The organism is Alkalibacterium iburiense, assembly GCF_039521845.1.
Classification (GTDB): domain Bacteria; phylum Bacillota; class Bacilli; order Lactobacillales; family Carnobacteriaceae_A; genus Alkalibacterium; species Alkalibacterium iburiense.
The window spans coordinates 1-10,175 of sequence record NZ_BAAACW010000015.1; the positions used below are offsets into that span (position 1 = coordinate 1).

Below are 10,175 nucleotides of genomic sequence, written 5' to 3' on the forward strand. Positions count from 1 at the left end.
TTTTTAAATTTTTCATGATTTAATTATACCATGAGAGGTGCTTTTTTGTCTCTTTTTAGCATTTTCTTTTCAAATAAAAATTACACTATGTATAGATGAATTAGATTGGAGTGTATGAAATGAAAACACAAAAGACATTAAAAACAGTTTTAAATGCTAAGGGAGTCCATAAATCTTATGGTTCAAAAGGGAATACTCAACTTGTATTACAAGGAATCGACTTTCGCGTATTGGAGGGAGAGTTTGTAGGAATTATGGGACCATCGGGGTCAGGCAAGACAACTCTCCTTAACACATTAGCTACTATAGATCGTGCTACAGATGGTCAGATATATATAAACGGACAGAACATTTCTAAAATGAGAGACAATCAGCTTTCAGACATTCGCCGTGAACATTTAGGCTTTGTCTTTCAGGACTACAACTTGCTTGATACTTTAACGGTAAAAGAAAATATATTGCTACCTGTTTCATTAACTAAGCTAAGCCGTAAAGAAGCAGAAATGGAATATAATTCTATTGTAGAAATTTTAGGAATTAATGAACTATCGGATAAGTATCCTTCAGAAATATCAGGTGGACAAAAGCAACGCACCTCTGCTGCACGAGCGTTAATACATTCGCCATCACTTGTTTTCGCTGATGAGCCGACAGGTGCGTTAGATTCAAAAGCTGCTTCAAATTTACTAGAAAACTTATATGAGATTAACCAACAAAGGCACGTAACGATTGTTATGGTTTCTCATGATCCAGTGGCTTCAAGTTATTGTAATCGTGTTGTATTTCTTAAAGATGGAAAAATTTCCTCAGAACTGTATCGTGGAGATAAATCGAGAGAATCATTTTTCAAAGATATTCTCGATATGCAGGCCGTTCTAGCAGGAGGGGATCAACTGTGACAATACAGAAATTAGTTTTTCGTAGCATTCAAAAAAATATTAGAATGTACTATCTTTATTTTTTCGCCATGATTTTTAGTATAAGTTTGTATTTTATTTTTTCTTCCTTACAAACTAATCAAACTATCACAGAAATGGGTGAAGCTAGCGTAAATTTTTCAACAGCCTTTCAAGTCGCAGGTATATTACTCATTTTCATAACTGTCGTGTTTACGATGTACGCTACAAATATTTTTATTAAAAGACGAAGTCAAGAAATTGGGTTGTATCAATTAATTGGTTTATCAAAGGCCTGGGTAGCTAGAATACTCATCTTGGAACATACTATTCTTGGTATCGGAGCCTTACTAGTCGGAATGGTAGTTGGCGTTTTACTCTCGCGACTCTTTCTTTTATTATTTATGAATGTGATAGGTATAGAAGCTATAGTTGGGTTAACATTCTCCGGCCAAGCAGTTCTTCAAACCATTATCGTCTTTCTTTGCTTAATTGCTGTCGTAACCGTACAAATTATAATAACAGTTTATCACAAGACACTCATACAATTATTTAGGGCAAATGATCAAAGCGAAAACTTTTCCAAACGCCCAAGCATCACTTCAGGTGTGTTAGGGATATTCGGGATTGGTCTAATTGGAGTAGGTTATTATGCATCAACCTTAATATTAGAGTATACGGATATACTCATGTTTCTCATGTTATTCGTCTTAGCCAGCACCATAACAGGAACCTATTTAATTTTTCGGACGACTATTAGCTGGTTAATGTATATTTTTCGAAAACAGAAGAATGGACATCTTGGCTTGCAAAATAGTCTTTCGGTAGCATCATTAATGCACAGAATGAAAGGCCACGCCAATTCATTAACTTTAATCACAGTATTATCTGCTATGACGATAACTATGATTTCACTTTCTTATTCCTTATATTATTCTACTGAAGAGGACGTAAGAATGGCGATGCCTTTTGATTTTGCAGTGGAAAACATGCATGAGGAGGCTGAAACCATATCGAGTAGGCTACAAGAGGAGCAGATTAATCACGCCTATCACCAGCTGGATGCCATAAGAACGGTGGGGAAATGGAGCACACTAGATTCAAACGAACTATCTTATAGTAGACCGATGATGATTTTTTCAGCAGAACAGTTATTAGAAGCAGGATTAGAAGTTGAGATTCCACCAAAGGGTGAAGCTGTCTTTCATAATAATCGGGCTATTATAGAAGGAAGAGATTTGACATTCCCCAAAACTGTACAGTACGAAACAAACGAAGAAGTTAGGACACTATTAGTTTCTGATTATCGACTTGATAATATTATGAATTATAGATTCTTCGGAGAACAACTTCTTGTATCTCAAGAAACTTTTGAGGGAATCAGAAGTAACCTTCATGAGAATCAGAACAATGAATTATTAAACTTTGATGTTTTTCAAATACAGGATACTGAAAAATCCGTTTTAGCATCAAATATTTTCCTGGAAACTACAGATAGCATTGACTTCCTAACGGACTATTATTCGGCATACGAGGAGTCTCTTCATAACTATGGAGTTATCATATATATTGCTGGATTTTTAGGCTTTGTATTCATCCTCTCAACCGGAAGTATTTTGTATTTTAAACAAATGACAGAGGCTGAACAAGAGAAGAAAGATTATAAAACACTTCGTCAACTCGGATTTCAGGTAAAAGATATAATGAAAGGTATTATCAGAAAACAGCTTTTTGTTTATTTAATACCTTTGATAATCGGGTTAATTCATGCTTCCTTTGCTCTTAATGTAGGATCTGTTCTTATGGTTTCAAGCATGCTCACGCCAATCCTTATAAGTATGACTGTGTATATTGTTATTTATTTATTGTTTACAGTGTTCACTATTCGCTACTACAAAAGTATTGTCATAAATGCATTATAGAAAGGAGTAAAACGTATGAAAAAGAAAACTATCATACCAATTCTACTTGTAATCATTATTATACCTATTATTTACTTTGGATTCCGTGAGACGATTGACCGGTTTAATCCTTGGATTGAAGAAGAATATGTCTATGTTGAGGTTCAAGGAGATCCTATTGATGATAATGGAAGATTCAAATATAGGGAAGAGGGGGTGAATGAAAAAGGAGAAACTAAACGAGTAGTATTTACCACTAGTACGGTACTAAATGAAGAGACCTTCTTAAGAGTACTTGCTAAAGGCACCCACACAATTGAATATACCCTTATAACTGAAGAGGAAATGCCATAGACTGTAACCTAGTTTTTTGGTTTTAAGTAAGATGGATTAAATATACTCGAAGTTGAAGAAAGGCATTAATATAATTTAAAAACTAATACCTGTTTGATATTAATGCCTGAAATTCAACTTTTTAATGCCTAATTACATAGTATATCGAGTGGATAGTAAATAATAGAATTCAAACAAATATATAGAATAGGATATATATGAGACGTTGACTATAAAAATATCTCAATATTATTAAGATATTAAAATTATTTGAAGGCAATTTACGATGACTATATTTAATAGATTGCCATTTAACAATAAGTGATATTTACGAATGAATATAATGGACAAGCAGGACGATATACAGAGGATTGATGATGAAGTATCTAGCTAAACATTTGAAATAAGATTAGAATCGTCGTAAGAATCATTGTACATTTGTTTAAAAAGTTGATAAGCAGCAATGTAAAAGTTTGTGGAGATGTCAGATAAGTATTTGAGTAATAATTTGGATTTAAAATGGATCGTAAATGATACCTAAGAAAAGTAGATTAGATTATATTTATTTTTTATAATCATTCGAAAAGTGTTATAAATTGAAACAAATTGAAATCAATTCAAACCAATATAAATAAAAAGAGTATGCAATTCAAAATCAATCTAAATTGATCAGAAATGAGGTTCTTTTCATATAATCTACTTGGTATAATATATATTATGTAAACTAAAATAAAGAAAAAGCAAAGTCTGACAAGATACGTCATAAATTTGATTAAATCCCCTATTTTTTGCTTTATTTTTGCATTAATTTTGTTTGTTTTGAGTTTTAGAAAAAAATGGCAATTAAATCACTGAATTAACGAAACTTTTGATGCAGATGATAATCTGACAAGCTCCTGAGTGCTCGTTCAAACGTGTACTCATATCATTGTAGCTGAAATTTGCTTAATTTAATTTCTATATTAAAACCTAAGCTATTGTAACTAACTCTTTTTTGGTATTTTACTTAATACTTGCTTTAAATTATTATCTATAAAAGTATAAATAATAAAATTCAACGATTGAAAAATATATACAGATCTTGAACGCTTAAAAATAAAATTCAGTTATATATCTGATTTCTGACAATTTGTTACTAATGCATATAGATTCATTTGGCTTGTATTTATTAGATGCAATAATTTGGCAGTGACATGTTATCATTAACCATTTTACAGTGTTTTAATGACATTATTTGCTTTAAATTAGGAAGCTTATATTTAGTGCTCTGCAATTTAAATGGCAAAATCTGTAAACAAAATCGTTTCATCTCATATGTATATATTAGTAATAAAGGGGAGTAAGATACTGTCCCCCTCCTCTACCCTGGACTTTAAGATAGATTCTATGCGAAATTTTATATTTCTTTTTAGTAGAGATTCAACAAAAAGTGATACAATGCGTTATCGGGCGCTTTGAAGAGTTTGTTATCAATCTCTATTTCTGATTGAGTGTATAAGATAGTTGAGTTTGTACCATCAGAATATTCTATCTCCATTAGATATGGAGGACCACTAATTGATTGGAAAGGTCGTCGATATATAACTTTTTCCCACTCAAGATAACTTGGTTCAGTAATGAGAGATGAAGGTATAGTCGTATCATAACCGTTAACATTGTTTACGAAATATTCAATTTCGTCATTTTCTAAAGCTATTTCATTGCTATTTGTCGTGATAGTAATGGCTTCAATTGTTCTTCCGTCTAGTTCATCCGTGATTACTGAAGTTAAATGATTACTTCGCCATGATACATAAGCAATTGTCAATAAAACGATGATTATTACTATTTGAAGGATATGTAAAACAAGTTTATCTTTATTTGAGATTTCATAACCATACATTTCATTCATCATTTTTTAGTAAGAATTAATTACAGCTAAACATAATTGTTAACTATATTTATGCAAAACCTTCTTTTAAAAGTATACCGATTTGTTAGAAGTGGTTCTAGTTTATCTGCAAATGATGAATAGTCAAAGTCTTATTTAAAACGATTACTGTATACTGGGAACTGCTCTACCATTTAAGTCATAGTGCAGGTAGGAAGATAATGAGATCCCCTCCTCCCTCACCACCCCCCCCTATCCTATTTCCAGTATATAAGTAGCGCTAGTTCAGCTAGATTACACATACTCAATAAGCTATAATTTAAATAAGAAGTCAGATTGGAGATGACAGACATGAATGAAAAAACCAGTTTAAATAAAATGACAACTGATCGGTTGTTAGAAGAGTCTATTTCTATTTATTCCGACTCCCTCCCTTTTCCTTATGACCGACTAGTAAAAGTACCTTTATGGAAAAAGATGTGGAATGAAAAAAGATTAGAGAAAATAATCAATTCTCTAATCAATGATTTGGAACCTTATATGCCTCTACTTAAAGAGTCTTATCAGTCTGAGGTAAATGCAAAGGAATCTGAAGCAGTTACAAAAGTAAAAGAGTTAATTTATAACGCTTTGAAATTAATCGATGAAAAACAATTATTGTTTGACCGGCCTTTCCTTACCTACTTTATGTCTCAGGGGTATATGGATGTTGCTGAGGCATTTATACAGCGAGTAAACAGTGAAGATCCAGAACTAAAAAACGAAGAAGTTTTCCAGGCGTTGCGCAATATATGGATTATGAATAGTTTGCAGCTTCTCTGGGATCAGAAAATCACTTTGACGTCCCCTATGTACGCTTACAGTTTGCTTTACCCTTATACAGATAACCTTTTAGATAACTCAGAGATCAGGTTGAGTGATAAAGAGGCTTTTAACGATGGCTTAAGACAATCATTAAAACAATTACCGATTCACTCTACTAATAAAACAGAAGCACGTATATATGACCTAGTTAAGATGATTCATACGGATTTTCCTATAGAAGACTATCCAGACGTGTGTGAGAGTATCATACTCATTCATAAGGCTCAGATTGAAAGCATGAAACAGCATACTCCCCTTTCCTTAAGCAGAAATGATCTCCTTAGAATTAGTTTTTTCAAAGGCGGAACATCTGTATTGGCAGATGCCTACCTGATAAAGGGAAAATTAACATATGAAGAAATGTTCTTTTCATTCCAATATGGCGCTTTTCTTCAGTTACTGGATGACCTTCAAGATAAAGCTGAAGATGAACGTGAATCAAGTCAAACCCTTTTCACTAACTTGAAGACGGGTGAAAAAGCAGATTCGGAAATTCGGCGCGTGATTGCTTATATCCACTCAGTTAATACTATAAGCGCTTCTGATAACTCCAACTCATCCTTACTCAAAGAAGTAATTAGTCAGTGTACCTTGCTGATGATTATGGAGGCGGTTGGTAAACAACCTAGCATTATCTCAGACACTTTTTATAAAGAGTTAGAATCTTATTCAAAAGTAAGGTTATCTTTTTACAAACATTTGAATGAGAAGATAAAGGAACAGTTGGATGTGTTAGATTGATGTCATTCAAATCTTAACTAAATACAAGGGTTTAATTAAAATACTTCATTCCATGTCATGCTTGATATTTGAATCATAGCACTTTTGTTTCAATTATTTTAATAAAGGCATATGTAATAAGATAATCATTCCCTACTACCTATTCTCCCCTCTAATTAATTTCATGTTTTAACAAAACAATAATGGGGTACAACAATTCCGAATGGTACGTTGAGTTTATTCTTAAAGAGCATTTAACAGTAATAAAAAGATTTAAAACCCTATAATATGTAATAGGGTTTTAAATCGAGTATTAAACTATCTTATCAATTTTTTCTAGTTCATCAGCTATTCGTTTAACAATACCGGTAACTAGAGCATTGCCCATAAAGAATAAACGCATACGGTCTGTTACTTCTTCAATTTGTCCACTAGATGTTTTCTTGTACCTCGTCCAATCATCAGGAAAATCTTGTAAGCGCTCTGCTTCTATTGGTGTGATAAAACGGTATCGTTCATTGATATATAACAAATGAGTTGACCGATTGACACTTCCTTCTGAAGTTAACATTGTTCTCCCTGGCAACTCCAGGTCATCATAAGGACTCATTCCACCTTCAGAATATACATAAGTATGCCCATTACCAGCTGTACGCTGAATTTTTTTAGGGCCTCGTAAATATTCAAACTTAACAATTTGCTCATCATTTAGATAGTATTTTTCATCAATTTCCGATTCATCTTGAATGATTTCACCAAGAGGAGTAGCAGGTTCTTCTACTGTTGCAGTGTCATAAGTATAAAACACACCATGACGCATCACACCTGTATTCCACATTTTTCCTCCAGAATAGTTATCAGAAACTTCAACAACATCTTCATTTAATTTTCCATAAGCATGTCTCCCTTTTACGGGAACTTCTTTTATTGGAAATTGTCTAGCAAATAATCCCTCTTTAAAAATATATTCTTCATAACGATTTGGTAAAACTGCTTCATCTCCAAATAAATTTTTCTGTTCAAATTGCTCATATTTCTCATCTAATTGTTGAGCCCAGGGGATATCATTTCGGTAGACATAGATAAATACTCGACGCCTACGTTGTGCTCGTCCATATTCAGCAGCATTAATAACCCGCCATTCTACAGAGTAACCTAATTGGTCAAACGCGGCTAACATGATTGCGATATCTCTACCTCTTTGAGTGGTTGGAGATTTCAACAGACGATCTACATTTTCTAAAATAAGATATTTAGGTCTAATGATTTCTGTGGCACGAATAATTTGCCAAAACAGAACGCCTTTTTTACCCTGAATACCCAATTCTCCTTTGCTGCTTCTGGCTACCGAGTAATCTTGACAAGGAAAACCACCTACAATTAAATCTGCATCCATTTCAGCAAAAGTTTCATCTGATATTTCTTCAATGTTTACGTTTATGTTCATACTGTCTGGAAACTGGTAATCATATACTTCGAAAGCATCTTGGGACTTTTTAGACGGTTCCCATTGGTTTGCCCATTTGGTTTTATATTTCTTTGAGTTTGATTCTTCCAACCCAATTCGAAATCCACCGACACCGGCGAATAATTCAAGCACATTTAAACTGTTACTCACAAAAGAACATCCTTTCGCTTTTAATCAATATTTATTATACACGAAAAAGCGAAAAAGATCAAGATCTTTTTAAATTTTTTCACTATATGATTTTATTATTATCAAAGACTTCATTTAGAAATGAAAATTCCATGTAGCAAATTATCTTCATCATAAATATAGAGAAGCATAATCATCGTAAATCTTTTACTATTTCCGATATATATCTTCTATCAAGCCAATAAGTTTGTTTAGTAACATATTGACCATCCGGCAGTTTTGTCTTATCTTTACCATCTCTAGCTTTAGGACGAATGTGAACAATTCTATTATAATCTTGACCAGGGAAATTGTTTTCTACTCTATAACTATTTCCCCACTTCACATTTTTAAGTTTAACTCCCTCTGTTAATATTTTTCTAACTTCATACCATAAATCCTGAACTTCATTCAATATAGTTTCTTCTGGCATGTTCCATAATTTGATTCCCTTTAAAACCAACTTCTTTTCATTTGACTCATCAACTATATATTCAAAAACAACAAATAAAAATTTAGTGGTTTCAAATTTATTGTAAATTTGACTTTCATCAAATGGTTGATTGAGCCATTTGTTAAAATCAATTTGTTCGAATGACATGTGTTCTTTAGGTAATCCATTAGGCTCTAATCTGATAGTTTTAAATTGTATATTAGCTTTAGAAAATTCCTCAATTGAAGACAACTTCGTACCTGTAATCCCTAATATTGAACTTACAACTTGTTGAACCTTTGATTTAAATCTCTGATTTATTTGAAGATTATGTGATTTAGCAATCTCTTCTAAAGTTTTACCGTAGTACGGTTTAAATCTTTTTTCTAATATCTGATCAAAGGATTGATGCTTTAATTCTTGAGCATTGGAAATCCGAACTAAATCTTCTGCATTAAAATGTTTACGAACTAATGAGGTCATATACGATTGTTTTAAAGAGTATGCTCTTTGTTTTGCAGGAATATCAGAGTTGGGTTGTTTGCGTACAGATTTAGCACTACTTCCTTTAGTGCATGCCCCCAGGTACATTGTATCTCCTTCTGACAACTCATGAGCTTTACCTTCTTTGATTTTTGTATGTATGATTTTCCAATCATTTTTTATTATTTCTAAATCCTCTTCAGGATATGTATATAATAGTGTTTCTAATATCTGATAGTCCTTAACAGCAAGTTCTTTTTTCCATAAGTAAAAAAAGAATAGCAATCTACGATTTTTTAACCAGAAGCTTGAAGTTTCAAAGTTTTGGTTAACTTCTGTCATGTAATTGATTATGTTTAATACAAGTCTTTCTTTAGCAGAAACAGTTTTGTTTTTATTAGTTTTCACTGGAGTGACCTTAAGTTCAATTCCTAATTCACTAAAGTCTGCCTCTTGGTTAGAATTGATTGCATAATCAAATAAACTCTCTTCAATAACATGTCCCATTGCTCCTTTTGTTTTTATGGAGCTTCTATCATATTTATCGATTTCACCGAATGTTTTCCCTATTACACTTTTGGAAATTTCCATAACTTCTTCTTCAGTTGAATAAGGCATTAAATCCACTTCTTTCTTAATTGTTATAGTCGAGATAAATATCGCTCTTGAGACATAAATTATGGACACTAATCAATCATATTACCAATCAGGAATAGCATACTTTAACTATAACACTATTTAAGAGAATAAATAAAGAGCCCACGCACTTTCTGCACAGGCTCTTAAAACAATTTCTAAAAGTAAATTAAAAACTTATCAAAAGAAGTTTTTATTTAGACACTTGTTTATTTACGTCATTGTTCTCAATCATTTCTTTTACCCAGTCAATTCCTTCATTTACAAAATCTTCAGTTGGGTTTGTATGAGGTGTGTGTTCAAACACAAAAAACACATGTGGGCTTTTCATTAACTCAAGTTTCGCACCCTAATAAATGCTTCACAATCCTATCGGATTAACCCTCACCAAAGAAATTACGCA

General features: G+C 32.5%; 8 protein-coding genes. 4 read left to right on the forward strand and 4 right to left on the reverse strand.

Going from position 1 to position 10,175, the window contains the following annotated elements; all coding sequences use genetic code 11:
- Positions 1-119: 119 nt before the first annotated feature.
- From ABDZ53_RS00660 to ABDZ53_RS00670, 3 genes are read left to right on the forward strand one after another with little or no spacing between them, the layout of a single operon-like run.
- Positions 120-899 carry an ABC transporter ATP-binding protein gene (locus ABDZ53_RS00660; protein ID WP_343752949.1) on the forward strand — a complete coding sequence of 260 codons (780 nt, stop codon included), beginning with the start codon at positions 120-122 and terminating at the stop codon, positions 897-899.
- Positions 896-2,818, forward strand: a complete 1,923-nt coding sequence (locus ABDZ53_RS00665) for an ABC transporter permease (RefSeq protein WP_343752951.1) — start codon at positions 896-898, stop codon at positions 2,816-2,818. Before ABDZ53_RS00660 ends, ABDZ53_RS00665 begins: the two co-directional genes overlap by 4 nt.
- 15 nt (positions 2,819-2,833) lie before the next feature.
- A complete protein-coding gene (locus tag ABDZ53_RS00670) occupies positions 2,834-3,151 on the forward strand; it encodes a YxeA family protein (RefSeq protein ID WP_343752953.1) in 318 nt (105 codons plus the stop codon).
- 1,387 nt (positions 3,152-4,538) lie between these two features.
- Here the strand turns inward: ABDZ53_RS00670 and ABDZ53_RS00675 are convergent.
- Positions 4,539-5,012 carry a hypothetical protein gene (locus tag ABDZ53_RS00675; RefSeq protein ID WP_343752955.1) on the reverse strand — a complete coding sequence of 158 codons (474 nt, stop codon included), beginning with the start codon at positions 5,010-5,012 and terminating at the stop codon, positions 4,539-4,541.
- Positions 5,013-5,351: 339 nt separating this feature from the next.
- Here ABDZ53_RS00675 and ABDZ53_RS00680 point away from each other — a divergent pair, with 339 nt between their 5' ends.
- The gene (locus tag ABDZ53_RS00680; protein WP_343752957.1) at positions 5,352-6,605 is read left to right on the forward strand and encodes a hypothetical protein; all 1,254 of its coding nucleotides are present in this window, start codon (positions 5,352-5,354) and stop codon (positions 6,603-6,605) included.
- 292 nt (positions 6,606-6,897) lie between these two features.
- Here the strand turns inward: ABDZ53_RS00680 and dcm are convergent, their stop codons facing one another.
- The 3 genes from dcm to ABDZ53_RS00695 form a co-directional block, all read right to left on the reverse strand.
- Positions 6,898-8,202 carry a DNA (cytosine-5-)-methyltransferase gene (gene dcm / locus ABDZ53_RS00685; RefSeq protein WP_343752959.1) on the reverse strand — a complete coding sequence of 435 codons (1,305 nt, stop codon included), beginning with the start codon at positions 8,200-8,202 and terminating at the stop codon, positions 6,898-6,900.
- Between the two features lie 172 nt (positions 8,203-8,374).
- Positions 8,375-9,754 carry a Sau3AI family type II restriction endonuclease gene (locus tag ABDZ53_RS00690; protein WP_343752961.1) on the reverse strand — a complete coding sequence of 460 codons (1,380 nt, stop codon included), beginning with the start codon at positions 9,752-9,754 and terminating at the stop codon, positions 8,375-8,377.
- A gap of 211 nt (positions 9,755-9,965) precedes the next feature.
- Positions 9,966-10,103 carry a hypothetical protein gene (locus ABDZ53_RS00695; protein WP_343752963.1) on the reverse strand — a complete coding sequence of 46 codons (138 nt, stop codon included), beginning with the start codon at positions 10,101-10,103 and terminating at the stop codon, positions 9,966-9,968.
- Positions 10,104-10,175: the final 72 nt, after the last annotated feature.

Bases quoted from the DNA above. Each gene is read 5' to 3' on its own strand.
- ABDZ53_RS00690 (WP_343752961.1), bottom strand. From the start codon at position 9,754: ATGCCTTATTCAACTGAAGAAGAAGTTATGGAAATTTCCAAAAGTGTA.
- ABDZ53_RS00670 (WP_343752953.1), top strand. From the start codon at position 2,834: ATGAAAAAGAAAACTATCATACCAATTCTACTTGTAATCATTATTATA.
- ABDZ53_RS00675 (WP_343752955.1), bottom strand. From the start codon at position 5,012: ATGTATGGTTATGAAATCTCAAATAAAGATAAACTTGTTTTACATATC.
- ABDZ53_RS00695 (WP_343752963.1), bottom strand. From the start codon at position 10,103: ATGAAAAGCCCACATGTGTTTTTTGTGTTTGAACACACACCTCATACA.
- ABDZ53_RS00680 (WP_343752957.1), top strand. From the start codon at position 5,352: ATGAATGAAAAAACCAGTTTAAATAAAATGACAACTGATCGGTTGTTA.
- ABDZ53_RS00660 (WP_343752949.1), top strand. From the start codon at position 120: ATGAAAACACAAAAGACATTAAAAACAGTTTTAAATGCTAAGGGAGTC.